The 23927-nt window shown below is 72.8% G+C and carries 20 protein-coding genes; 13 read left to right on the forward strand and 7 right to left on the reverse strand.

Features of this window, described 5'->3' with window-relative positions; translation table 11 throughout:
* The first annotated feature begins 87 nt into the window (after positions 1–87).
* Together NRK68_RS32930 and NRK68_RS32935 are read left to right on the forward strand one after the other, a co-directional pair.
* The gene (locus NRK68_RS32930; protein WP_183064812.1) at positions 88–1410 is read left to right on the forward strand and encodes a M1 family metallopeptidase; all 1323 of its coding nucleotides are present in this window, start codon (positions 88–90) and stop codon (positions 1408–1410) included.
* Positions 1411–1645: 235 nt separating this feature from the next.
* Entirely contained in the window at positions 1646–2125 is a 480-nt protein-coding gene (locus NRK68_RS32935) for a hypothetical protein (protein ID WP_183064813.1), read from the forward strand.
* Positions 2126–2184: 59 nt separating this feature from the next.
* Here NRK68_RS32935 and NRK68_RS32940 read toward each other — a convergent pair whose 3' ends face one another.
* A complete protein-coding gene (locus NRK68_RS32940; RefSeq protein WP_257857592.1) occupies positions 2185–2724 on the reverse strand; it encodes a hypothetical protein in 540 nt (179 codons plus the stop codon).
* A gap of 228 nt (positions 2725–2952) precedes the next feature.
* Between NRK68_RS32940 and NRK68_RS32945 the strand changes: the two genes are divergently transcribed.
* The 3 genes from NRK68_RS32945 (at position 2953) to NRK68_RS32955 (ending at position 8725) form a co-directional block, all read left to right on the forward strand.
* Entirely contained in the window at positions 2953–4845 is a 1893-nt protein-coding gene (locus NRK68_RS32945; protein ID WP_257857593.1) for a VanW family protein, read from the forward strand.
* Positions 4846–5028: 183 nt separating this feature from the next.
* On the forward strand, positions 5029–7662 hold the full coding sequence (locus tag NRK68_RS32950; RefSeq protein ID WP_308296335.1) for a SpoIIE family protein phosphatase: 2634 nt from the start codon (positions 5029–5031) through the stop codon (positions 7660–7662).
* A gap of 64 nt (positions 7663–7726) precedes the next feature.
* Entirely contained in the window at positions 7727–8725 is a 999-nt protein-coding gene (locus NRK68_RS32955) for an RNA ligase family protein (protein ID WP_183064817.1), read from the forward strand.
* An 18-nt stretch (positions 8726–8743) separates the two neighbouring features.
* Here NRK68_RS32955 and NRK68_RS32960 read toward each other — a convergent pair whose 3' ends face one another.
* Positions 8744–10846, reverse strand: a complete 2103-nt coding sequence (locus NRK68_RS32960; RefSeq protein WP_183064818.1) for a SpoIIE family protein phosphatase — start codon at positions 10844–10846, stop codon at positions 8744–8746.
* A gap of 279 nt (positions 10847–11125) precedes the next feature.
* Between NRK68_RS32960 and NRK68_RS32965 the strand changes: the two genes are divergently transcribed.
* Entirely contained in the window at positions 11126–11479 is a 354-nt protein-coding gene (locus NRK68_RS32965) for a hypothetical protein (RefSeq protein ID WP_183064819.1), read from the forward strand.
* A 57-nt stretch (positions 11480–11536) separates the two neighbouring features.
* Here NRK68_RS32965 and NRK68_RS32970 read toward each other — a convergent pair whose 3' ends face one another.
* Positions 11537–12904 carry a pyridoxal phosphate-dependent decarboxylase family protein gene (locus NRK68_RS32970; protein WP_257857595.1) on the reverse strand — a complete coding sequence of 456 codons (1368 nt, stop codon included), beginning with the start codon at positions 12902–12904 and terminating at the stop codon, positions 11537–11539.
* 82 nt (positions 12905–12986) lie between these two features.
* Positions 12987–13526 (reverse strand): flavoprotein, encoded by a 540-nt coding sequence (locus NRK68_RS32975; protein ID WP_183064821.1) that lies wholly within the window; start codon positions 13524–13526, stop codon positions 12987–12989.
* A 59-nt stretch (positions 13527–13585) separates the two neighbouring features.
* Between NRK68_RS32975 and NRK68_RS32980 the strand changes: the two genes are divergently transcribed.
* Both NRK68_RS32980 and NRK68_RS32985 read left to right on the forward strand, forming a co-directional pair.
* Entirely contained in the window at positions 13586–13993 is a 408-nt protein-coding gene (locus NRK68_RS32980; protein WP_257857596.1) for an SgcJ/EcaC family oxidoreductase, read from the forward strand.
* Positions 13994–14075: 82 nt separating this feature from the next.
* A complete protein-coding gene (locus tag NRK68_RS32985; protein WP_257857597.1) occupies positions 14076–14948 on the forward strand; it encodes a hypothetical protein in 873 nt (290 codons plus the stop codon).
* A gap of 24 nt (positions 14949–14972) precedes the next feature.
* On the opposite strand, the gene NRK68_RS32990 is transcribed toward NRK68_RS32985, so the two are convergent.
* Positions 14973–15143, reverse strand: coding sequence for a hypothetical protein (locus tag NRK68_RS32990; protein ID WP_257857598.1), 171 nt, complete (start codon positions 15141–15143; stop codon positions 14973–14975).
* Between the two features lie 358 nt (positions 15144–15501).
* On the opposite strand from NRK68_RS32990, the gene NRK68_RS32995 reads away from it, so the two are divergent.
* Both NRK68_RS32995 and NRK68_RS33000 read left to right on the forward strand, forming a co-directional pair.
* Positions 15502–16146 (forward strand): DUF4360 domain-containing protein, encoded by a 645-nt coding sequence (locus NRK68_RS32995; RefSeq protein ID WP_183064825.1) that lies wholly within the window; start codon positions 15502–15504, stop codon positions 16144–16146.
* A 48-nt stretch (positions 16147–16194) separates the two neighbouring features.
* Positions 16195–16878, forward strand: a complete 684-nt coding sequence (locus NRK68_RS33000) for a DUF4360 domain-containing protein (protein WP_183064826.1) — start codon at positions 16195–16197, stop codon at positions 16876–16878.
* A 145-nt stretch (positions 16879–17023) separates the two neighbouring features.
* Here NRK68_RS33000 and NRK68_RS33005 read toward each other — a convergent pair whose 3' ends face one another.
* Positions 17024–17506: a hypothetical protein gene (locus tag NRK68_RS33005; protein ID WP_257857600.1), complete on the reverse strand. Its 483-nt coding sequence runs from the start codon at positions 17504–17506 to the stop codon at positions 17024–17026.
* 106 nt (positions 17507–17612) lie between these two features.
* Between NRK68_RS33005 and NRK68_RS33010 the strand changes: the two genes are divergently transcribed.
* Positions 17613–18152 (forward strand): GNAT family N-acetyltransferase, encoded by a 540-nt coding sequence (locus NRK68_RS33010; protein WP_257857601.1) that lies wholly within the window; start codon positions 17613–17615, stop codon positions 18150–18152.
* Positions 18153–18195: 43 nt separating this feature from the next.
* Here NRK68_RS33010 and NRK68_RS33015 read toward each other — a convergent pair whose 3' ends face one another.
* Complete coding sequence (locus tag NRK68_RS33015) at positions 18196–19992, reverse strand: serine/threonine-protein kinase (RefSeq protein WP_257857977.1); 1797 nt, start codon at positions 19990–19992, stop codon at positions 18196–18198.
* 340 nt (positions 19993–20332) lie between these two features.
* Here NRK68_RS33015 and NRK68_RS33020 point away from each other — a divergent pair, with 340 nt between their 5' ends.
* Positions 20333–21349: a hypothetical protein gene (locus tag NRK68_RS33020; RefSeq protein ID WP_257857603.1), complete on the forward strand. Its 1017-nt coding sequence runs from the start codon at positions 20333–20335 to the stop codon at positions 21347–21349.
* A gap of 369 nt (positions 21350–21718) precedes the next feature.
* Positions 21719–23899 carry a discoidin domain-containing protein gene (locus NRK68_RS33025; RefSeq protein WP_183064830.1) on the forward strand — a complete coding sequence of 727 codons (2181 nt, stop codon included), beginning with the start codon at positions 21719–21721 and terminating at the stop codon, positions 23897–23899.
* Positions 23900–23927: the final 28 nt, after the last annotated feature.

Consider the following 23927-nt stretch of genomic DNA (forward strand, 5'->3'; position numbering starts at 1 on the left):
GGCGCCGTCCGGGACGGCAGCGGCAGCGGGCACGGCAGGGGCACACCAGCACGTCGTACGAGCACGGCGCAGGGAGCTGAAGCGGCAGTGAGCGGCCAGACCACAGCGGTATCGGACCCGTACTTTCCGGCCAACGGCGACGCCCGTTACCGCGTGCACCGGTACGAGATCGCGCTGGACTACCGTCCCGGCCCCAACCGGCTGGCCGGGACCGGCCGCCTCAGCGCGATCGCCGGACGGGCGCCGCTCACCGAGTTCCACCTGAACCTGGCCGATTTCAAGCTGGGCCGTGTCCTGGTCAACGGGCGGGCCCCGCAGTACACCCACCGCGGCGGCAGGCTGCGCATCCGGCCGGCGAAGCCGCTGCCGGCCGGGGCCGCCTTCACCGTCGACGTGACCTGGTCGGGCAACCCCAAGCCGGTGCGCAGCCCCTGGGGCGGCCTCGGCTGGGAGGAACTGACCGACGGCGCGCTCGTGGCCAGCCAGCCGGTCGGCGCCCCCTCCTGGTACCCGTGCAACGACCGCCCCGCCGACAAGGCCTCGTACCAGATCTCCGTCAACACACCGTCCGCCTACACGGTCGTCGCCGGCGGACGGCTGCTCACCAGGACCACCAGGGCCAGCACCACCACCTGGGTCTACGAGCAGCCCGCGCCGACCTCCAGCTATCTGGTCGGCCTGTCCATCGGCATGTACCAGACCGTGCTGCTGGGCGACCCCGGGCTCGGCGGCGTGACGCAGAGCGCCCACGTGCCCGCCCACCTGCTGTCGCGCTTCGCCCGGGACTTCGCCCGGCAGCCCGCCATGATGCGGCTCTTCGAGGAGCTCTTCGGCCCCTATCCCTTCGGCGAGTACGCGGTGGTCGTCGCCGACGAGGAGCTCGACGTGCCGGTGGAGGCCCAGGGCCTCTCCCTCTTCGGGGCCAACCACGTCGACGGCGTCCGCGGGTCGGAGCGCCTCATCGCCCACGAGCTCGCGCACCAGTGGTTCGGCAACAGCGTGACCATCGCCGACTGGCGCCACATCTGGCTCAACGAGGGCTTCGCGAAGTACGCCGAATGGCTCTGGTCGGAGCGTTCCGGCGGCCGCACCGCCCACGAGCAGGCGGCCGCCGCGCACCGGTCGCTGGCCACCCGTCCGCAGGACCTGCGCCTCGTCGACCCCGGCCGGAAACTGATGTTCGACGACCGTCTGTACCAGCGCGGGGGCCTCGCCGTGCATGCACTCCGCCGCGCGCTGGGGGAAGAGGACTTCTTCCGCATGCTGCGCGACTGGGCCACCGTGTACCGCCACGGAGTCGTCAGCACCGCGGCGTTCACCACCCACGCCGCCCGCTACACGGCCGACCCGCTGGACGACCTGTATTCGGCCTGGCTGTACGAGGCCGCCCTGCCACCCCTGCCCGTGTAGTTTCCGGCCGGGTCGCGCTCCCGCCGGTGCACCGCTTCTTGTCGATCGCGCAGGTCGCAGCGCTGCCCGAAGCGGCCGGAAGTGGGCGGGGAGGGCCGGGGTGGCCCTTGCCGGGGCACTATGCGGCTGCCAGCATTCCAGCGCACGCCCCCGCGGAGGTCCCGGAAGGGAGCAGATCCCGGTACCTCCCACCGCATGGTTCCGTCCGGTGAACAACGAGCCAGGAGTGCATCCCGTGATCCGATCGAAACTGCGTACGCTGCTGCTCGGCGGCGGCGGTGCGGCCGTCATGCTGGCCACCGCGCTCGTCCCCGCCACCGCGTCCGCCTCACCCGCTCCCGAGGCCCGGGACACGGCGGGCGCAGCTGCCGGCTTCTGGTCCTGCACCGTCCCGCCCGGCTACACCTTCACCTCCACCCAGAACACCCTCAACTGCGGGGACAGCGGCTTCCGCACCTACTACTTCGTCCAGCCGCCCGCCGACAATCTGTGGGCCTGCACCGTGTCCGACGGGTTCACCTACTCCTCCACCCAGAACACGCTGGACTGTTCGACCGGTGGCGGCTTCCGCACCAAGTACCTGCTGCGCACCCCCAAGACCGGCCTGTGGGCGTGCACCGTCCCCTCCGGCTTCACCTACACCGGTACGCAGAGCACGCTCGACTGCTCGACCAGCGGCGGCTTCCGCACCAAGTACCTCCTGCGGGCCTTCTGACCCCTCCTCCCCGCCCGCCGTAGCGTGACACGCGCTCCGGCGGGTCGGCGGTACGGGGTTCAGGGGGACTGCGGTGCGGTGGGACTCCCCGGTTCCAGGCAGGTCAGGGACATCACCACCGGAGCCTGGACGCCCTGCGCGGCCTCCGGGGACGGGCGGCTCGCCAGGACGGTCCAGTTGCCCTTCGCAAGCGTCAGCGTTCCGCCGCCCAGGGCGGGGCCGGCCTGCCAGCCGTGCTCGGAGCGGGCGCGTGCGAAGGCCGCCTCGAGGGCTGAGCCCGCCGTCTCGGGGGCGTGCCGGCCCATCAGCCGTTCGGTGCACCGGCCCAGGCCGTCCGAGGGCTGCCTGGCCACCGTGATGCCCTCCGCGGCCAGGACCGACGTCATCTCCGACACCACCGCGTCGGCGGGCAGGGCGGGACCCGAGAACCGCGGGGGCAGCGGGCCGAGGTCCTGCAGCGCGGTGCCGCAGCCGGTGGCCGTCGCCGTCAGCAGTACCGCCGACGCCATGGAGGCCAGGGCTTCACGCCCTCGTCGCCGTCGCACGATGGTGTCCTCCGTCCCGGTTCGCCGCACCTGCGCGGACGGCCAGTCTGCCATGGTGTCGATCTTGACGGGCGACCGGTCACGGGCGCGGCGGACACCGGTGGCGCCGGGTGCCGGATGAGGTCCCGTCGCTCACGCGCGGGCGGACCCCGGATCGTGAGAACCGTTACATTCATCCCTCGATTGCCCCTTTTGGGGGAATCATGAATGCCGGATCTGTCGTCTATGTGCCGCGTGAGCGGCCCGCGCCGCCCGAGGACGGTCGGCGCCACTGGGAGTGACATGGGACGCGTGCGCGGCTGGACGGGCAACCGGCGGATGGCCCTGCCGATGGTGGCGGGCGGAGCCGTCGTCCTCGGGCTGGGCGGCCTCTACGTCACCGGACTCGTGGCCGGCGGCGACGTCGACCAGGGCACGCGCGTGCGCGGCGTGGACATCGGCGGCCTGCCCGTCGCACAGGCCCGGCGGGTACTGGACCGGGAGCTCGGCCCCAGCGCCGCCGCACCCGTCGCCATGAAGATCGGGGACCACGTCGAGAAGGCCGATCCCGCGACGCTCGGCCTCTCGCTGGACACCGCCGCGACCGTCGACCGCGCCGTGCGCAAGGGCTACGACCCCGTCACCGTCATCGGCGGCCTCTTCTCTTCCGGCCGGCGCGACGTCGAACCCGTGATCCGTGCCGACGAGCGGAAGGGCCGGGTCGCGGTCGACCGCATCGCCGGGACCACCGCCCGCGCACCCCGCGACGGGGCCATCGCCTTCGAGAAGGGCGCGGCCAAGGCCGTCGCCCCCCTCACGGGCGTCACCCTCGTCCAGGACCGCGCCCTCGACACGCTCCGTGACGCCTACCTGCGCACCGACACCGCCCCGGTCGTGCTGCCCGTCGAGCGCACCGAGCCGGCCGTCGGCGCCGAGGAGACCGGACGGGCCCTGACGCAGTTCGCCCGGCCCGCCATGTCCGGGCCCGTCGCGCTCACCGTCGCCGGGAAGAGCGTGTCCATCACCCCCGCAGTGCTGGGGGAGCACCTGAAGATGCGGCCCGACGCCCAGGGCCGTCTCGTACCCGCCCTCGACTCCAAGGGTCTGCTGGCCGAGCCCGCCGTGGCCCGCCCCGTCGAGGAGGTCAGCCGTCCCGCGCTCGACGCCGCCCCCCGCGTCGGCCCCGACGGCACCGTGGTCATGGCCCGGCAGAGCCGCGCGGGACGCAAGGTGACCGAGGAGGCGCTCGGCAAGGCCGTGCTGCCGCTGCTGACCCGCACGGGCGCCGCCCGCAGCGGCGAGGTCGCCACCGTGGCCGTCCAGCCGGAGCTCACGAGCGAGGAGGCGCGACGGATCGGCATCAAGGAGAAGATCTCCTCCTTCACCGTCGAGTTCCCGGCCGCCCCGTACCGCAGCACCAACATCAGCCGCGCCGTGGAGCTCATCAACGGCTCCGTGGTTCAGCCGGGACGGGAGTGGAGCTTCAACCGCACGGTCGGTGAGCGCACCAAGGAGAACGGTTTCGTCGACGGCATCATGATCAATGACGGCCAGTATGTGAAGTCGCCCGGCGGCGGCGTCTCCGCGGTGGCCACGACCATGTACAACGCGGTCTTCTTCGCCGGCCTCAAGCCGGTCGAGCACGGTGCCCACTCCTTCTACATCGAGCGCTACCCCGAGGGCCGCGAGGCCACTGTCGCCTGGGGCACCCTCGACCTGCGCTGGATCAACGACTCCGGCCACGCCGTCTACGTACAGGCCGAATCCACGGACACCTCGCTGACCATCACCCTCCTCGGCACCAGGAAGTACGACGAGATACGCGCGACCAAGGGGCCGCGCACCAACGTCACGCCGCCCGCGAAGCGCACCGGCACCGGGCCGGCCTGCGAGGTCCAGACCCCGCTCGAAGGCTTCGACGTGACGGTCGGCCGCGTCTTCGTCCAGGGCGGCAAGGAAGTCCGCAACGAGGAGTTCAAGACCCACTACACCCCGCGCGACGAGGTCGTCTGCGCCCCGGAGGCCCCCGAGGCAGGCGCGACCCCGGCTCCGACGGCGCCCACGGCGCCCGCGGCGCCCGCGAGTCCGGCGGCCCCCGGGACCGCCGGTACCGCGCGGACGGCGCAGGCCGCGCCCGCCCCTGCCGCAGCCCCCGCCGACGGCGCCGGCACCGCCGGCGCACCCCGCCCGTCCTGACGGACAGTGCGGGACGAGGTGTGACACTCCCGGCGCGCATTGTGCATGCCGGGAGCCATGGAGGCCCGGAAGTGCTACAACTGGGTTCGTGACCATTCCTTGCCACCCGTGCCGGGCACGTCGGTGCGGTCACCTCTAGGCAACCGATTCAGAAGCGTCGCCGGCCAGGTATTCGTCCTCCAGGTGGCGATCGTGGTCCTGCTCGCCGCCGGGGCCCTGCTGGCCCTGGTGCTCCAGTCGCGGCACGACATCGACCGCGAGGCGCGCAACCGCTCGGTGGCCGTCGCCGAGACCTTCGCCCACCAGCTGGGCCTCCAGCCCGCGCTGAAGACGTCCGACCCCTCCACGATCCTGCAGCCCCTGGCCGAGCAGACGCGCAAGGCCGCCGGGGTCGACTTCATCGTGGTGATGGATACCAACGGCATCCGCTACAGCCATCCCCAGCCGGACCGCATCGGGAAACGGTTCGTCGGAACCATCGAGCCCTCCCTGCAGGGCAAGGTCCACACCGAGAGCGTCGAGGGCCCCCTCGGCAAGGAGATCCAGGCGGTGGTCCCCGTCAAGGACCCCGACGGGGACGTCGTCGCCCTGGTGTCCGCCGGCCTGACCGTCGAGAACGTCAGCGGCGCCCTCGACCGCCAGCTCCCGGTGATCCTCCTGGCCATCGCCACGGGCCTGGCCCTGGCCACCGTCGGCACCTGGCTGATCAGCAGACGCCTGCGCCGCCAGACCCACGGGCTCGGCACGCAGGAGATGACCCGCATGTACGAGCACCACGACGCGGTGCTCCACGCCGTCCGCGAAGGCGTCGTGATCACCGACGGCGACGGACAGCTCCTGCTGGCCAACGACGAGGCCAAACGCCTGCTCGGCCTGCCCGAGAACGCCGAGGGCCGCCCCATCCGCGACGTGCCCGGCCTGGAGCGCCGGATGGCCGACCTGCTGCTCTCCGGCCGCGAGGCCACCGACGAGGTGATCGGGTCCGGCGACCGGCTGCTCGTCGTCAACCAGCGGCCCACCCACCCCCGGGGCCGGCCCGAGGGCGCGGTGGTCACCATCCGCGACTCCACCGAGATGCAGATCCTGACCACCCGGGCCGAAACGGCCCGCAGGCGCCTCAAACTGCTGTACGACGCGGGCGGCGACATCGGCACCACCCTCGACGTGGTCCGCACGGCCGAGGAGCTCGCCGCCGTCGCCGTACCCCGCTTCGCGGACTTCGTCACCGTCGACCTCGCCGACCAGGTCATCGACGGCGACGAGCCCGCCCCCGGCGCCGACATGCGGCGCACCGCCATCAGCGGCATCCGCTCCGACCACCCCCTCTACCCCGTCGGCCGGCTGATCGACTTCCTGCCGTCCACCCCGCAGGCCCGCGGCTACGGCACCGGACGGGCGGAACTGGTCCCCGACCTGTCCCAGGCCCCCGGCTGGCAGGCCCAGGACCCGCCCCGGGCCCGCGCCATCGTCGACTACGGCATCCACTCGCTCATCGCGGCCCCCCTCATGGCCCGGGGTGTCGTCCTCGGCGTGGTCAACTTCTGGCGCTCGCAGAAGCACGAGCCCTTCGACGAGGACGAGCTGTCCCTCGCCGAGGAACTCGTCGCCCGCGCTGCCGTCAGCATGGACAACGCCCGCCGCTACACCCGCGAACACGCCCTCGCCGTGACCCTCCAGCGCAGCCTGCTGCCGCGGGCCCTGCCCGAACAGAGCGCCATGGACGTCGCGCACTTCTACCTGCCCGCCCAGTCCGGGGTCGGCGGCGACTGGTTCGACGTGATCCCACTGCCCGGCAGCCGGGTCGCCCTGGTCGTCGGCGACGTCGTCGGCCACGGCCTGCACGCCGCCGCCACCATGGGCCGGCTGCGCACCGCGGTGCACAACTTCTCCTCCCTCGACCTGCCGCCCGACGAGATCCTCGCCCGCCTGGACGACCTCGTACAGCGCATCGACCACGACCACAACCAGGACGCCGAGGACGCGGACGGCGGCGTACTCGGCGCCACCTGCCTGTACGCCGTCTACGACCCGGTGTCCCAGCGCTGCACCATGGCCAGGGCCGGGCACCTGCCCCCGCTCCTGGTCGGCCCCGACGGCACCACACAGATCGTCGAGCTGCCCGCGGGCCCCCCGCTGGGCCTGGGCGGCATGCCGTTCGAGACCGCGGAACTGGAGCTGGCCGAAGGCAGCCAGCTGGTCCTCTACACCGACGGACTGGTGGAGGAACGGACCCGGGACATCAGCGAGGGGCTGGAACTGCTCCGGGCGGCCCTCAGCCACCCCGACCGGGACCCCCACGACAGCTGCCGGGCCGTCCTCGACATGCTGCTCCCCGCCCGTCCCACCGACGACGTGGCCCTGCTCATCGCCCGCACCAGGACCCTCGGCCCCGACCGGGTCGCCCAATGGGACGTCGCCTTCGAACCGAGCGCGGTCGGAGCCATGCGCAGCGTCGCCGCCAAGAAGCTCGACGAATGGGACCTGACGGAACTCGGCTTCGCCGCGGAGCTGATCCTCAGCGAGCTGATCACGAACGCCCTGCGGCACGGCAGCGGGCCGGTGCGGGTCCGGCTGCTCCGCGACCACAACCTGACCTGCGAGGTCTGGGACGGCAGCAGTACCGCACCCCACCTGCGCTACGCCGCCACGACGGACGAGGGAGGGCGCGGCCTGTTCCTGGTCGCGCAGCTCAGCGAGCACTGGGGCACCCGCTACACCCCCGAGGGCAAGGTCATCTGGGCGGAACTCGCCCTGCCGGGCACCCCGGGCGGCGGCGAGGCCGTCCTCTCCGCCTTCCTCGACGTGGACCCCCTCTGACCGCGCCCGCCGGGGCGGGAAAAAGGACCTGACCGGCACCGGCGGTGATCGCTACCATCGCCCGGTGCACCGTGAACCCGAATGGTCCCCGTACCCGAAGATCCCCGCGAACACGCGGCTGGGAGAGGCCCGCGGCCGGACCTGGGTGGCCCACGAGAAGATCCACGGCGCCAACTTCGCCGTCGTCTGCGACACGGCCGGCGCGCACCCCGCCAAACGGCGCGAGCTGCTCGACGACGGCGGACTCGACGACTTCTTCGGCGTCGGCCGGATCTGGCCCGCCCTGGCGGTGGCGGCGACCCGCTGCGCGCGGAGCCTGAGGGAGGCGACGGGCGCCGTGCCCTCGGCGGTCGTCACCCTGTACGGCGAACTGGCCGGCGGCCGCTACCCCCACCCCGGTGTACCCGCGGTGCCGGGCGCGACGGCCGTGCAGACCGGCGTCTGGTACGCCCCCGATCTGGTCTGGCTGCCCTTCGACGCGACCGTCACCGACGCGGACGGCCCGCACTGGGTCGGCGACCGCACCCTGCGCGCCGCGGCGGCGTCGGCAGGGCTGCTCTGCGTGCCGCTGCTGGCCGAGGGCCCGCTCGCCCGGCTCCAGGAGCTGCCGGTGCTCTTCCCGACCCGGCTGCCGGGCCTGCTCGGTCTGCCCGCCCTGCCGGACAACCTGGCGGAGGGCGTGGTCGTCAAGCCCGCGGGGGAGTCGCGCGGGTCCGCCCGGCCGATGGCCAAGGCCAAGCAGCCCGCCTTCGCCGAGGACGAACGGTTCGACGGCGCGCGCCCCTACCAGGCCCCCGCCGAAGGCGCCGCCGGTGTCCCCGGCTGGCTGCTCGCCCACGGTACCGGCCTGCTCACCCCGGCCCGCGCCGCGTCGGCCGTCAGCAAGCTGGGGCCCCGTACCGCGCCCGCGGACGTGGCCGCCGAGATCGCGCGGGACGCCGCCGAGGAGGTCGCCCACGAGCTCGGCGGCCTGGACGGGGCCACCCGGCGGGCCCTGGAGGACTCCCTCCACGCCGGAGCCCTCGGCCTGGCCCGTTTCGACGCCGCCGACCGCCGCGCCTGAAGTCCCCGCCCGCGGGACTCAGCGGCCGTTCAGGTGGTACGTGCCGTTCGGGTGGTTCCTGCCGATACGGGCGGTCAGCAGGGCGATGTCGTCGTCGGCGGACGCCGGGACGAGGTGGGCGATCAGCGAGTCGCAGAGGTGGTCGAGCGGCTGGAGGGGCTCCGTGAGCAGGCCGGTCAGCTCGCCCAGCCGCTCGTCGATGTCGCGGTTGCGGGCCTCGATCAGGCCGTCCGTGTAGAGGACCAGCAGGCTGCCCGGCGGGAGCGTGAGGTCGGTGGTGGTGAAGGTGACCCCGCCGACACCGAGAGGGGCCCCGGGCGGAGTCTTGACCAGGTAGACCGTGCCGTCGGGCTCGGCCACGGCCGGCGGCGGGTGACCGGCCCGGGTGATCGTGCAGCGGCCGGTCGCCGGGTCGCAGACCACGTACAGGAACGTGGCCAGCATCGGCTCCGCGAGGTCGGCGAGGGTCGCCTCCAGCTGCTGGAGCAGCGCCGTGGGCGGCATGTCGAGGCGCGCCAGGGCCCGGACGGTCGCGGAGAGGCGCCCCATCACCGCGGCGGCCGCGATGCCGTGCCCCATCACGTCCCCCATGAGCAGCCCCGCCCTCCCGCCGGCGAGGGGGACGACGTCGTACCAGTCCCCGCCGACCTCGTTGACGTCACTGGCCGGCAGGTAGCGGTGGGCGATCTCGAGTCCCGGCGGCGGGGTGACATGCTGCGGCAGCATGCTGCGCTGCAGCACGACGGCGGTCTCGTGCTCATGGTGGTAGAGACGGGCGTTGTCGATGCTGATGGCGGCCCGGGCGGCGAGCTCCCCGGCGAGAGTGACGTCGTCCGAACCGAAGGGCTCGAAGGGCCGCGTGCGGTAGAAGGAGGCCACACCGAGGACCAGCCCGCGCGCCACCAGCGGGACCATCATGAACGAATGCACGCCCGTCTCGACGAGCTGCGCGGGCTTCGGGGTGTGCCGGGACGCCGAGGCGACCGCCATGGAGTCGAGGTGGGCGATCAGGAAGGGCTGACGGGCCGCGAGCGCCTGGGTGTACGGCGCGGTCGCGGGGAAGGTGAGGGTCCGGCCCAGCGGGGCGAGGATCTGCGTCACCGCGGAGCCCGTCAGCGGGGCCTTGCCCAGACGGCGCAGCGCCACACCCCCGGTCAGCCCCATGCCCGGCTCATTGCCGCGCGCCAGCGAGTCCAGCACGTCGACGGTGACGGCACTGGCGAGGTGCGGGACGGCCAGGTCGGCCAACTCCTGCGCGGTGCGCTCCAGGTCGAGGCTGGCGCCGATCCGGGAGCTGGCCTCGGTGAGCAGGGCGAGCCGGCGGCGCCCGGCCTCGGCCTCGGTGTGGTCGCGCTGCTGCGAGGTGATGTCGAGCAGAGAGGCGATCACGCCGATCGGCCGGCCGGCCGGGTCCTCGACCCGTACGTACGAGCACGCCCATACGTGGTCGTGGTCCGGGTCCGCGGGGGTCCGGCCGGTGCGCCGGCGGTTGAGGACCGGCTCGCCGGTCGCCAGGACCTGGCGCATGGCCTCCTCCATCTCGCCCGCGTTCACCTCCGGCAGCACCTCGGCGAGCCGCCGGCCCACGTGGGCGGACTCCGTCAGCCCGTTCATCGCCTCCAGCGCCGGATTGACCTGCAGGAACCGCAGCTGCGTGTCGAGTACGGCGATCCCCACGGGCGAGCGGGCGAACAGGCCGTCCCACACCGCCGAGGACCCGCGGATCCGGCGCGCCGCGTGCGCGTCCGCGGCGAACACCAGCACGGCCGAGGCGCCGTGCCGCCGGTCGGGTACGGGGCAGGCCCAGATCTCCAGCTCCAGCGGGTGGCCGCCTCGGTGCCAGGCGGTCACCGTGCCCATCACCCCGCGGCCGGTGGCGGCCGTCTCCCACAGGGACCGGCCCAGACTGCGGTCGGCACCGGGGTGGAGGAGATCGGCGATGTGCCGTCCGAGGACGTGGTGCGGGTCGTAGCCCAGCAGCTCCTGCGCCCCGTGGTTCCAGCGCACGATCGTGCCGTCGCCGCTCGTGGCCACGAGCGCCACCGGCAGGGCGCCCAGCCACCCGCCGGCGTTCTGGGCCGCGCCGCTGATCAGGTCCTCGAGCGGCATCTCCTCATGCATCCCGCACCCGCTCCTTCCGGGCCCCTCCATCACCTTCATCCTCGCTCCGAGTGACCGGCGGCGCCCCCCGGCCGCCGTACCCCGACTCGTACCCGTACCCGTACCCGTACCCGTACCCCGCGTCCGCGGTGCGGCGTCGGCGCGTGCGGGCGAGCGGCCCGCAGTCGCCGGCCCGAACACCCCGTTCATCCGGTCGGCCGAGCACAGCAGGCCACGCGCGCCACCCCGGGCCACGCTGTGGGCAAGGACCGCCACCACCGCACAGACGAGGACCGCACCATGTCCCACAGGCGACGTATCGGCATCATCGCGGGGGCCGCAGCGCTGCTGCTCGGCGCCACCGCTTGCTCGGGTCTGGGTCGGACCACCGTCGGCCAGCTCAGCTTCCGCGGCCACGACTCGCCGGTCGAGATCCACTACAACAACAGCCTCGTCACGGGCTGCCACCGGATCGCCATCCCGGACGGGGCCACCCACGTCGAGAACAACACCCTCGTCGACGTCATCCTGTACCAGAACTACGACTGCAAGCAGACGAACGACCCGAACAACGGCATCTACGTGGCGACGACCCTGTCGAACGTGACGGCCCCCAGGACCAACCCCTGGCGCAGCTTCAGCGTCGTCCACTGACGCGACCGGCGCCGACCGCAGGGCGAGGCCGCCGTCGGAGGAGACGGGCAGCCGGAGTCAGAGGCCAGTGGCGGCGCGGCGGATCGCGTCCAGGGCGCGCGTCACGTCGTCCTCGTCCGTGGACCAGTTGCTCACCGAGACGCGCATGACGCGCCGCCCGTGCCAGGTGGACCCGCTGATCCATGTCGTGCCGTCGTCGAGGAGCCGGGTGAGTACCCGCTCGGTGCGTTCGTCGTCGCCGAACTCCGCACACACCTGGGTGAACACCACCTCGTTGAGCACCCGGGCACCCTCGATCCCGGCGATGCCGTCGGCGAAGGCGCAAGCGTGCCGGCACAGCCGGTCGACGAGGTCGGCGACCCCGGAGCGGCCGAGGGACCTGAGCGCCGCCCACACGGTGAAGGCCCGGCCGCGCCGGGAGAGTTCGGGCACCTTGTCGACGGGGTCCCCGTGCTCGTGCTGGATGAGGTAGTCGCCACGCCGGCCCATCGCCGCCCGCAGCGCGGACGGGTCACGCACGACGGCGAGACCGCAGTCGTAGGGCACGTTCAGGGTCTTGTGGGCGTCCGTCGCCCACGAGTCGGCGTCCGCGCAGCCCGCCGTCAGGTGCGCATGACGCGGCGAGGCGGCCGCCCACAGCCCGAACGCCCCGTCGACGTGCACCCACGCGCCCGCCCCACGGGCGGCGCGGACCGTATCGGTGAAGGGGTCGAAGGCACCGGAGTGGATGTCCCCGGCCTGCAGGATCACGATGGCCGGTCCGTCTCCGCCTGCCGCCAGGACGCGCCGCAGATCCTCCGGCACCATACGTCCCTGGCCGTCCGCCTTCACCAGGGCCGGGGCGCCGAGACCCAGGTAACGCAGCGCCAGGTCCACCGCCATGTGGCGGTCCTCGCCGGCGACGGCCCGTACGGGCGGACCACCGACCAGCCCGTGCCGGGCGACGTTCCAGCCGGCGCGGCGCAGCAGCTCGTCGCGCGCGGCGGCGAGGCAGGTGAAGTTCGCCATCGTGGCACCGGTGGTGAAGCCGACGGCGCTGTCGTCGGGCAGACCGAGCAGATCGAGCAGCCAGGTGCCGGCGACCTCTTCCGCAGCCGCGTACGCGGGCGAGGCGGCCCGCATCACGGAGTTCTGGTCCCAGGCGCTGACCAGCCAGTCCGCGGCCAGCGCGGCAGGCTCCGTACCACCGACCACGAACCCGTAGAAGCGGCCGCTCGGGAAGGCGGTCAGTCCCGGCTCGCACGCGGTGGCCAGCAGGTCGACCACATCGGCCGGACGGGCGGGGGCGTCGGGCAGTTCGGTACCGAGCGCGCGCACGATCTCCTCGACCGAAGCGCGTGCGGGAACCCGCCGTTCGGACAGGCTCGCGAGCCACCGGACGGCATGGTCGTGCGCCCGCCGGAGCGCGGCCTCGCGCGCGTCCATACCTCGGACTATGGGACAGGAGCCGCGGCCGCGCAAGCCGCGGCCCGCACCCGCCGTCCCCGCTCCTTGGCGGTCCGCTCGCTCAGTGCTGGACGGGAGCGGGGTCGAGGACGGGGTCGAGGGCGCCCAGGGCCGTGGTCCAGGGGAAAGGGGCCGGGGCTTCGGCGGGGGTGTTGTCGTGCGGGAGGAGCCGGACCCCGGCGTTGCGCAGGGTGGCGAGGGAGATGTCGTACTGGGGATGCGCGGCGAGCGCGCTGTTGGTGCAGGAGATGGCGGTGACGGGAGTGCCGTTGCCCAGGGCCTCGGCGGCGAGGCCGACGGTCAGCCGGTCGGTGAGGCCGAGGGCCCAGGCGTTGACCGTGTTGAAGGTGGCGGGGGCGTAGAGGATCGCGTCGGCGGCCGGCCACTGCTCAGGTTCGCCGGGGAGCTGGTACTGCCAGAGCACGGGGTGGCCGGTGAGGGCGGCGAGCCCGTCGAGGCTCCCGGCGAGCCAGTGCGCGGCGGTGGGGGTGAGCCCGAGGCACACGTTCCAGCCGCGGGCCTGGGCGTCTTCGACGACATGGGCGACGTCGAACACGGGTGGGGCGGCGGAGCAGAGCAGGTAGAGGGTCTTCATGGTCATGCCGCATTATGATCATATCGCTTGACCTCAAGTGCGGTTGAGGGAGCAGAATCGGGCCCATGGACATCGAGCAGGCGGCCAAGGCCGCCGACATCAAGGCGATCGAAGAGGTCGTCGCCACGGTCGAACGCACCCAGCGCGCCAAGGACGCCGAGGGTTTCCTGGCTCTGTTCCACCCGGACGCGCTGTGGACGACGGCACACGGCAAGGTCCTCATCGGATTCGCGGAGATAGCCGAATTCACTCGTGCCGTGCTGCCCGGGGCGAACTGGGACGGCGAGGTCACCTACGAGGTCGTCCACGTGCAGTTCCTGCGGCCGGACGTCGCGGCGGTGAAGGTGCGCCAGGTCTACCACGCGCCCGACGGCAGTGAGGGCGCGCCGCTGTACGTGATGACACGGGAGGCGGACGGGCCCTGGCTGCTGACCGCCGGCCAGAACACCCAGGTGGTGCGGGACCCGGCCTGAGCCGGGGGGACAGGCCGGGGTGAGGCGGGGCGCCAACCGGTGCCCTGTCGCTCCGGACCCTCGGGTGGGGGAAAGTGGTGCTGTGGCCGACATCGACGCGGTGGCAGCCGAGCTGTACGGGCTCAGGCCGGAGGAGTTCACCGCTGCCCGGGACGCTCACGCGGCCGCCGCGCGCAAGGCGGGGCGGCGCGCCGAGGCGAAGGGCATCGCCGCCCTGCGCAAGCCGACGCTGGCGGTGTGGGCCGCGAACCGGCTCGCCCGCGCCGACGCGGATCAGGCGGGGCGCTTGCTGGAGCTGGGGGAGGGGCTGCGCGAGGCGCACCGGACACTGTCGGGGGAGGAGCTGCGCAAGCTGTCCCACCAGCAGCACGTGGTGATCGCCGCGATGGCCGGCGAGGCCCGTCGGCTGGCCGGCGAAGCGGGGCAGGACCTGTCGGCGGCGGTCCAGCGGGAGGTCGAGCAGATCCTCCGCAGCGTCCTCGCCGATCCCGAGGCCGCCCGGGACTGGGTACGGGGCGTACTGGCGAAGGCGCCGCCCCCGGCGGTGGGCTTCGCCGACGTGGCACCCGAACCGGGCGCGGCGCCGCGACCGCCGATGGCCGGGGCGGAACGGGAGCGGAAGGCTGAGCGGGAGCGGGAGCGGGAGCGGGAGCGGGTGCCGGAGCCGGATACGGGGGAGGCCGAGCGGAGGCGGCGGGAGGCCGAGCGGACGCGGCGGGAGGCCGAACTCGCCGAGGAGGCGCTCGCCCGGGCGGAGACGGAGCGGACGCAGGCCCGCACCGGACTCGGGGCGCTCGACGAGGAGATCGGCCTGCTGGAGGCGCGGCTGGAGCGCGTCCGGGAGGAGCGTGAACACCTCGCCGCCGCGGCGGAGGCCGCCGAGCGGCGCCACCGGGACGCCGTACGGGAGGCCAAGGCGGCCCGGGCGGCGGCCCGTACGGCCGCAGGCCGCTGACCTGCCCCGGGGCGGCGGAGCGAATCAGCTCAGGTGCACGGCCGGGCCGCACGGGCCGAGCCCTTGGCGGGCGGCGTGGCGCCCTGTGCGCAGGGGGCCGTCGAGAACCCGTTCCTCACCGCGGGTGCAGTGGAGCCGGTCCCGGGCATCGGCGGCGACGCGTTCGGCCGGGCCGAAGGACAGTGCGCGCTCCACGGCCCCCAGGCGCTCCCGGACTTCTTTCGGACCGGGGTGGTCGGGGCACGTGCCTCGTCGCGTGGTGGGGCGGGGCGGTGGCGCGCCTGGTCCGGCCAAGTTGGGGGCGCGGCGCCTTGTGGTGAGTGGCCGGGGGGCGGACCGTGGGGTCTGCCGTCCGACCTGCGTGGGGACGTTCCGGGGCCGGGCGGCGTCGCATCGGGGGCTTTGCCGCCGTGGCGGAATTCGGCCAGTGAACGGGTGTGCGCACACCACGGGGGCGGTTGTCCATATCCCGTCCTTTCGCCGTCGGCGGGCCCGTGGTGGCATGTCCATGCCGAAATTCGATCGGCGGCCCCCGATGAATGGAGAAACAAGGATGTTGCTCCGCAGGCTGACCGTCGGCGCGGCGGTGGTGGCGTTGTCCACCCTGGCGATGCCGGCACAGGCCCACAACGCCACGTATCCTCCCGGCAGAATCACGGTCGACGTGGTCGGCGTGAACGGTTCGGGATGTCCCCAGGGCACGGCGAGCGTCGCCGCCGCCTCCGACAACACCTCGTTCACGGTCACGTACAGTGACTACCTCGCCCAGACCGGCGCCGGCTCCGGCGGAACCGACTTCCGCAAGAACTGCCAGCTCGCCCTCCAGATCCACGTGCCGCAGGGCTTCACGTACGCCATCGCCCGGGCGGACTACCGCGGTTTCGCCCACCTCCAGCGCGGGGCCTACGGCCAGGAGCGCGCCAACTACTACTTCCAGGGCATGGCTCAGACCACCCGCAGGACCCACCAGTTCAACGGCCCCTACTCCGACAACTGGCAGGCGAGCGACCAGACGGAGTACGCCGATCTGGTCTGGGCGCCGTGCGGCGAGGAGCGCAACCTCAACGTCAACAGCGAACTGCGCGTGTACGCCGGAACATCGAGCCCGCAGGCGCTGAGCTTCATGAGCATGGACTCCACGGACGGCAGCGTGAGCACGGTCTACCACTTCGCGTGGAAGGAATGTCCCGCGGTCTGACACGGCGTGAGCCCCGGAACCAGCACATCACGGTCAGGAGTGACAACGATGTCCCCTTCCCTGCCCCGCACCCTGTTCACCGGTGCCGCGGCTGCGGCGCTGATCGTCACGGCGACCCCGGCCGGAGCCGCCGGCCCGACCCCGCAGATCACCGCACCGCCCGACAAGATCGTGATCGAACTCGCCACGGTGAACGGGTCCGGCTGTCGGGAGGGCACCGCCGAAGTGGCCGTCGCACCCGACAACACGGCCTTCACCGTCACCTACAGTGAGTACCTCGCGCAGGTCGGGCCCGGCGCGCCGCCGACCGGATTCCGCAAGAACTGCCAGCTCAATCTGCGGGTCCACGTTCCCTCGGGATTCACCTACGCCATTGTCCAGGCCGACTACCGGGGATTCGCATTCCTCCAACCGGGAGCCTGGGGCCAGGAGAAGGCGAGCTACTACTTCCAGGGAATGCCGCAGACCGCCCAGCGCACGCATCAGTTCAACGGCCCGCTCAATGACAACTGGCAGGCGACCGACAGGACGGAGTACGCGGATCTCGTCTGGGCGCCGTGTGGTGAGAAACGCAATTTCAACATCAACACCGAACTGCGCGTGAACGCCGGCACGTCCAATCCGCAGACCGCCACCAGCTTCATGACCATGGACTCCACCGACGCCAGCGTGAGCACGCTCTACCACCTCGCCTGGCAGGCCTGTCCGGCACCCCGGCCGCGTTCGAACTAGAACGCGCGCGTCGGGCTCGGCGGGCCAAGGCCCTGTCGTCCGAACCCGCCAGAACCTGGTCCGACGGTCCGACGGCCCGACGGCCCGTCGTCGCCGGAGGTCTTGCCGAGTGCGAGACCTCCGGCCACGCCGTCGTACGCCGTGCTCAGGCGGCGCGCCGCGCCCGCGCCGGGAAGTGGGCGCGGGCCTCGGGCAGGTACATCGGGACGACGGCGGCCGCGGCCAGCAGGTCGGGCAGGGCGTTCACGACGCCCCACCACACCGGGTCGGCCCCGTCCATGCCGAAGTCGGCGACCCGGAAGAGCAGGAACGCCGCACCCACGACCGTCAGCGCCACACGGGCCCAGCCGCGCCCGGCCCGCATCTGCGCCGCCACGGCCAGCCAACCGGCCACGAAGACGGCCAGTACCCCGCCCGACAGGGCGAGTTGGGCGATCGCGCCGCTGCGCCCGGCGTGCTCGGTCAGTTCGTTCAGTCCGGTGGGCGCCACCACGAACACCCCCAGCACCCACACCAGGACCTCGGCCGACACGGCCGCCAGCGTGAGCGCCCACGCCGCCTCGATCTGCCACAGGCGCCTCGGGTGCCTCGGGTGCCTCGGCCCCGCGCTGCTGGTACCTGTGTTCATGACAGCCTCCTTCCGGGTACGCCCCGTGAGAGTGCGAACGGGACGTCGAGGTTCCCTCCGGTCCCTGAAACATGATCGGTTGAAGGTGATCGGATAGTTTGACGGCATGTCCGAACTGCGAACCGAACGTCTTGTCCTGCGCCAATGGCGGAAGTCCGACCTGGCCCCCTGGGCGGCGATGAACGCCGATCCCGAAGTCCGCGAACATTTCGACGGCGTCCTGACCCGTCAGCAGAGCGAGGCGTCCGCGGCCCGCTTCCGGGCCGCCATCGAGCAGCGAGGCTGGGGCTGGTGGGCGGTCGAGGTGCGGGACACCGGCGAGTTCATCGGCTTCACCGGTCTGGACCCGGTGGACGAGGACATGCCGTTCACCGGGGTGGAGGCCGGCTGGCGTCTGGCCCGCTCGGCCTGGGGGCACGGCTTCGCCACGGAGGCCGCCCTCGCGGTCGTGGCCTTCGGTTTCGAAACCCTCGCACTGCCGGAGATCCTCGCGGTGACCACGGCCACCAACGTGCGATCCCAGGCGGTGATGCGCCGAATCGGGATGACCCGTGACCCCGCCGACGACTTCGACGACCTCACCGTGCCCGACGGCCCGCTGCGCCCGAGCGTCGTCTACCGCATGTCACGGCGAACGGCCGCTTGAACGGCCGCCTGAACAGCCGCGTGACGACGGCCGACCCGGTTCGTCAGCGGGAGGCGGAGCCCGCCGCGCCGTTGCGCCAGACCGTCACGTCCAGCGTGAGGTAGGTGCTCGGGGAGTCCTCCGGCGAGATGCCGCGCACCGTGATCAGGCCGAGGTGCCCGGTGCCGGTGGTCAGGCAGATCTGGCGGCCCGTGCCCAGCTTGTCGACGTACACGTTCTGTGTGAAGCGGGTCTCGGTGCGGCAGGTGGCCAGGGAGCCCTCCTGACCCGGGTCCAGCAGGACCATGCTGCCGCCCCGGCCCTCGGCGTCGAGATAGCCGCCCGTGTCGTACGACAGCTCGTACCCGCCGTCCTCGCCCTTCTGCGGGCGCAACGGCTCCTCGCCCAGGCTGAGGTGGTACCCCGCCGTGAGGTTGACGCCCTTGTGGTCGGCGGGCGCCGGGTCGGGGCGGGCGCCGCCGGTCGACGGCTTCGCGGCGTCGCCCGCTCCGCCGCCGGTGCCACCGGAAGCGGACGACGAAGCGCCGGAGCCGGAGCCGGAGCCGGTGTCCTTGCCCTTGGTCAGCCCGTACACGGCCGCACCGCCGACGACCGCGAGCGCCAGCACCGCGGCCAGCACGGCCGGCCCCCGCCGGCCGGCCCGTGGCCCCGTCATCTGCTGTGTGTGCTGTGGGTGCTGCGGCTGGAACGGCACCGGCGCCGCGGACCGCGGCGCGGCCGCGCCGAACTGCGTGGGCGCGTACGGGCTCACGGACGGATGAGCCGGCTGCGGAGCGGACGGGGTCCGCGGCGCGGTCGCCGGGGGAGCCGGCGGTCGTGGCGTGGACGGCGTCGTCGGCGCGTACGCCGCCCCGCCGGGAGCCGTGGCCGACGCCGTCGGCGGGTGTGTCGGAGGCGGCGGTGTGAGATCCGGAGCGGGCGCGGCGGACCGGGCCGAGATCTCCGCGGTGACCGCCGCCGGCAGCCAGTCCTCGGGGCGTCGCAGCATGGTGGAGCCGTTCGCGGTCCGGCACAGCGCGATGACCTCGGCGACGGACGGACGGGCCGCCGGGTCCTTGGCGAGGCAGCGGATGACGAGCTCGGACAGCCGCGGCGGAACCCCCGACAGCTCGGGCTCCTCGTGCACGATGCGGTAGAGCACGCCGTGCGAGGGCCCCTCGCCGAACGGCGGCGCGCCGACGGCGGCGTACGCGGCGATCAGACCGAGCGCGAAGACGTCGGTGGCCGGTCCGACGCCCCGCCCGGACGCCTGCTCGGGCGCCATGAACGAGGGCGTACCGACGAAGACCCCGCTGCCGGTCAGGGAGGTCGCGTCGGCGGCGTGGGCGATCCCGAAGTCGATGACGCGCGGGCCGTCGGAGGCGAGCAGGACGTTCGACGGCTTCAGGTCGCGGTGCACGATGCCCGCGCCGTGGATCACCTGGAGTGCCTCGGCGATCCCGGCGACCAGCAGCAGCACGGTCTCCAGGGGCAGGGCGCCGTGCGCGGACACGGCGGTGGCGAGCGAGGGCCCGGGCACGTAGGCGGTGGCCAGCCAGGGGCGCGGGCCGTAGGTGTCCGCGTCGATGACGGGTGCGGTGTACAGGCCCTGGACGCGCTGCGCCGAGCGGATCTCCTGGGCGAACCTGCGGCGGAACTCCGGGTCTTCGGCGAACTCGGGCCGGATCACCTTGATCGCGACGGGGCGGCCCCCGGGTGTGTGGGAGAGGTACACCTTGCCCATGCCGCCGGCACCGAGCCGGGCGCCGAGCCGGTAACCGGCCACGGTCGTCGGGTCGTCGGGACCGAGGGGCTCGAAATGCGCCGCTGCCCTGTCGCCGCCCGGCCGCTGACCGTTCATCACCCTGCCGCTCCCCAGTACCGCCCGATCGGTGCGCACCGCACCCTATCCTCAGTCGGCGAAGGCGCGTCCGGTGGGTTCGGAGCGCGCGGTGCGTACGGTGCGGTGGCCGTTCCGAAGGAGCTGACCTGCACGGGAGGCGGCGACAGTGGCCCGGGGCCCGTGCACGGCCGCGCCCCGCCGCGGGTTACCCTCTCCCTTTCATCCGAGGGGGAACACACAGATGTCGCAGAACACGGGGTGGGCACAGCACCCGGGACAGCCGGTGCCGCCATGGGGAGGCGGCTGGGTGCCGCCGTCGGCGCCGACACCGGGCGTCATACCGCTTCAACCGCTCAGCGTGGGCGACATACTCGGCGGGGCGTTCTCGGCCTTCCGCCGGCACTGGAAGCCCCTGGTCGGCATCATGCTCGCCGTACAGGGCATGGGGATCCTGCTCGTGGCCGCCGCGACCGGCATCGCCGTCGCGGTCGCGCACGACCGGCTGACCGACGTCTTCGACCTCGGGCCGGGCGAGAGCGCCGCCGACGAGGACGTGATGGGCCTGCTCCTCGCCTTCGTGCCGGTCGGAGTGCTCCTGCTGGTCACGGTGACCGTGGGCGCGGGGCTGCTCAGCGCACTGGGCCCGGCCGTGATTCAGGAGGCCGTGCTAGGCCGTTCCACGACGTTCGGCGCGATGTGGCGCCGCTGCTGGTCCCGGCTGCCCGCGGTGCTCGGCACCGTAGTGCTCGCCGGGCTGATCGCGGGCGCGCCGATGCTGCTCGTCTACGCGGTCGGCATCCCGCTGGTCATCATGTCCGTCGACGGATCGGGCCCGCCGGCGGCCCTGATCCTGCTGGTTCTGGCCGTCCTGCTCTGCCTGCCCGTGACGGTCTGGCTGGCCACGCGCCTCAGCCTGGCGCCGGCCGCCGCGGTGTGCGAGGGGCTCGGCACCGTCGCCGCGCTGCGGCGCTCCTCCCGCCTGGTCAAGGACGGCTGGTGGCGCGTGTTCGGCATCACGATGCTGGGATACCTCGTGGCGGGGGCCGTGGGCTACGCCATCCAGATGCCTTTCGGCTTCGTCGGCATGGCCGCGTTCCTGCCGAGCGTGATGCAGGCGGGCGAAGGGGACCCGGATCCGGAGGTGGCGGTCGTCGGACTCGGCGTGTATGTGATCTGCATCCTCGCCGGCGTCCTGGTCAGCGGGCTCTTCCAGTTCGGCTTCCCGCCGCTGGTCACCGCGCTGCTCTACGTCGACCTGCGGATACGCAAGGAGAACCTCGCGGAGTCCCTGATCGCCGCAGCGGCCCCGGCCCCGGCCCCGGCCCCGGCCGGCCCCACCCCGCCGGCCGCCGCTCCGGCCCCTGACCAGACCTGACAGCCCTGCTCCGCAGGCAGGACGACCGCCCCGGCCCACGGGCCGGGGCGGCGTAAAACATCGAACACATAGGGCCCCCCTTCGCTTTTGCAGGGTCACTTCCTGAAGTCTGAAGCCGATCGTCCCACCGCTGGCGTCGACGGGATCAAGTGCGGGGGTCGGCGGCAGCGCCAGTACAGCGACGGCAACTTTTTTCGTCAACACTTTTCACAAGGATTGAAGAAACTCCGAGTTCACAGCTCTGCCGCGTATCTGACGCATGGTCCGGTCTTCGTTTCGTGAACGCAGGAGCCCTTGACGGGCTCTTCGGCGAGCAGTTCACTCACGCTTCGATCCCCCCCCGGATCCACGACGTCAGGAGCACTCCGCATGCCCCTCACCCCCACAGGCCGCACGCGCCTCCCGCGCCCCGGGCCCTCCCTCGCGTCGGCTCTCGCCGCCACGCTCGTCGCCGCCCTCCTCGTGCTGCTGCCCGGCAGCACCAGCGCCCAGGCGGCGCCCGTCCTGCTCTCGCAGGGCAGGCCCGCCACCGCCTCCAGCACCGAAGGCGCCGGGACCCCCGCCTCGGCCGCCGTCGACGGCGACAACGGCACCCGCTGGTCCAGCCGGTTCGCCGACCCCCAGTGGATACAGGTCGACCTCGGCGCCACCGCCCGGCTCAGCCAGGTGGTGCTCCGCTGGGAGACCGCCCACGCGCGGGCCTACCGCATCGAGCTGTCCGAGAACGGCACCGACTGGACCACCGCCTACTCCACCAGCGCCGGGCCCGGCGGCGTCCAGACCCTCGACATCACCGGCACCGCCCGCCATGTGCGGGTGTACGGCACCCAGCGGGCCACCGCCTGGGGCTACTCGCTCTGGGAGTTCCAGGTGTACGGGACCACGGACACCGGCCCGACCCTCCCCGGCGGCGGAGACCTCGGCCCCAACGTGATCGTCTTCGACCCCGCCACGCCCGGCATCCAGGCCAGGCTCGACCAGGTCTTCCAGCAGCAGGAGTCCGCGCAGTTCGGGTCCGGCCGCTACCAGTTCCTCTTCAAGCCCGGCACCTACCACGGCCTGAACGCCCAGATCGGCTTCTACACCGCCATCTCCGGCCTCGGGCTGAGCCCCGACGACACCACCATCAACGGTGACGTGACCGTCGACGCGGGCTGGTTCAACGGCAACGCCACCCAGAACTTCTGGCGCTCCGCCGAGAACCTCGCCCTCAACCCCGTCAACGGCACCGACCGCTGGGCCGTCTCCCAGGCGGCGCCGTTCCGCCGGATGCACGTCAAGGGCGGTCTCAACCTCGCGCCGAACGGCTACGGATGGGCCTCCGGCGGCTACATCGCCGACTCCAGGATCGACGGCCAGGTGGGCAACTACTCGCAGCAGCAGTGGTACACCCGCGACAGCTCGATCGGCGGCTGGTCCAACGGCGTCTGGAACCAGGTCTTCTCCGGCACTCAGGGCGCACCGGCCCAGGGCTTCCCGAACCCGCCGTACACCACCCTCGACACCACCCCTATCTCCCGCGAGAAGCCCTTCCTGTACCTCGACGGCAACGACTACAAGGTGTTCGTGCCCGCCAAGCGGGTCGACGCGCGCGGCACCTCCTGGGGCAACGGCGTCGCCCCGCAGGGCAGTTCCGTCCCCCTCAGCCAGTTCTACGTGGTCAAGCCGGGGGCGAGCGCCGCGACGATCAACCAGGCGCTGGCCCAGGGCCTGCACCTGCTGTTCACCCCCGGCGTCTACCACGTCGACCGGACCATCGAGGTGAACCGGCCCGGCACCGTGGTCCTGGGCCTCGGCCTCGCCACCGTCATCCCGGACAACGGGGTGACCGCGATGAAGGTCGGGGACGTCGACGGGGTGCGGCTGGCCGGCTTCCTGATCGACGCCGGTCCCGTCAACTCGCCCTCGCTGCTGGAGATCGGTCCCGCCGGAACCACCACCGACCATGCCGCCGACCCGACCACCGTGCAGGACGTCTTCATCCGCGTCGGCGGGGCCGGCCCGGGCAGGGCCACGGTCGGCATGGTCGTCAACAACCACGACACGATCGTCGACCACACCTGGATCTGGCGGGCCGACCACGGCGACGGGGTCGGCTGGGAGACCAACCGTTCCGACTACGGCTTCCGCGTCAACGGCGACGACGTGCTCGCCACCGGCCTGTTCGTGGAGCACTTCAACAAGTACGACGTGCAGTGGAACGGCGAACGCGGCCGGACGATCTTCTTCCAGAACGAGAAGGCGTACGACGCGCCCGACCAGGCGGCGATCCAGAACGGCTCGATCAAGGGCTACGCGGCCTACCAGGTGGCCGATTCGGTAGAGGTCCACGAGGGATGGGGGCTGGGCAGCTACTGCTACTACAACGTCGATCCGACCATCCGTCAGGAACACGGTTTCCAGGCCCCGGTCAAGCCGGGCGTGAAGTTCCACGACCTGCTGGTGGTCTCGCTCGGCGGCAACGGCCAGTACGAGCACGTGATCAACAGTACCGGCGCCCCGACCTCGGGCACCTCGACCGTCCCCTCCACCCTCCTCTCCTTCCCCTGACCCTCGTGGGCCCACGGACTGCGGGGCG

The sequence above is a fragment of the Streptomyces yangpuensis genome (assembly GCF_024666385.1).
Lineage (GTDB): Bacteria > Actinomycetota > Actinomycetes > Streptomycetales > Streptomycetaceae > Streptomyces > Streptomyces yangpuensis.

What these genes read in the sequence shown, in the direction of transcription:
- NRK68_RS33015 (WP_257857977.1), bottom strand. Translation starts at nt 19,992, where the DNA reads ATGAACGGTCAGCGGCCGGGCGGCGACAGGGCAGCGGCGCATTTCGAG.
- NRK68_RS33005 (WP_257857600.1), bottom strand. Translation starts at nt 17,506, where the DNA reads ATGAACACAGGTACCAGCAGCGCGGGGCCGAGGCACCCGAGGCACCCG.
- NRK68_RS32945 (WP_257857593.1), top strand. Translation starts at nt 2,953, where the DNA reads ATGGGACGCGTGCGCGGCTGGACGGGCAACCGGCGGATGGCCCTGCCG.
- NRK68_RS33010 (WP_257857601.1), top strand. Translation starts at nt 17,613, where the DNA reads ATGTCCGAACTGCGAACCGAACGTCTTGTCCTGCGCCAATGGCGGAAG.
- NRK68_RS33025 (WP_183064830.1), top strand. Translation starts at nt 21,719, where the DNA reads ATGCCCCTCACCCCCACAGGCCGCACGCGCCTCCCGCGCCCCGGGCCC.
- NRK68_RS32965 (WP_183064819.1), top strand. Translation starts at nt 11,126, where the DNA reads ATGTCCCACAGGCGACGTATCGGCATCATCGCGGGGGCCGCAGCGCTG.
- NRK68_RS32970 (WP_257857595.1), bottom strand. Translation starts at nt 12,904, where the DNA reads ATGGACGCGCGCGAGGCCGCGCTCCGGCGGGCGCACGACCATGCCGTC.
- NRK68_RS32960 (WP_183064818.1), bottom strand. Translation starts at nt 10,846, where the DNA reads ATGCATGAGGAGATGCCGCTCGAGGACCTGATCAGCGGCGCGGCCCAG.
- NRK68_RS32975 (WP_183064821.1), bottom strand. Translation starts at nt 13,526, where the DNA reads ATGACCATGAAGACCCTCTACCTGCTCTGCTCCGCCGCCCCACCCGTG.
- NRK68_RS33000 (WP_183064826.1), top strand. Translation starts at nt 16,195, where the DNA reads ATGTCCCCTTCCCTGCCCCGCACCCTGTTCACCGGTGCCGCGGCTGCG.
- NRK68_RS32995 (WP_183064825.1), top strand. Translation starts at nt 15,502, where the DNA reads ATGTTGCTCCGCAGGCTGACCGTCGGCGCGGCGGTGGTGGCGTTGTCC.
- NRK68_RS32940 (WP_257857592.1), bottom strand. Translation starts at nt 2,724, where the DNA reads ATGGCAGACTGGCCGTCCGCGCAGGTGCGGCGAACCGGGACGGAGGAC.
- NRK68_RS32980 (WP_257857596.1), top strand. Translation starts at nt 13,586, where the DNA reads ATGGACATCGAGCAGGCGGCCAAGGCCGCCGACATCAAGGCGATCGAA.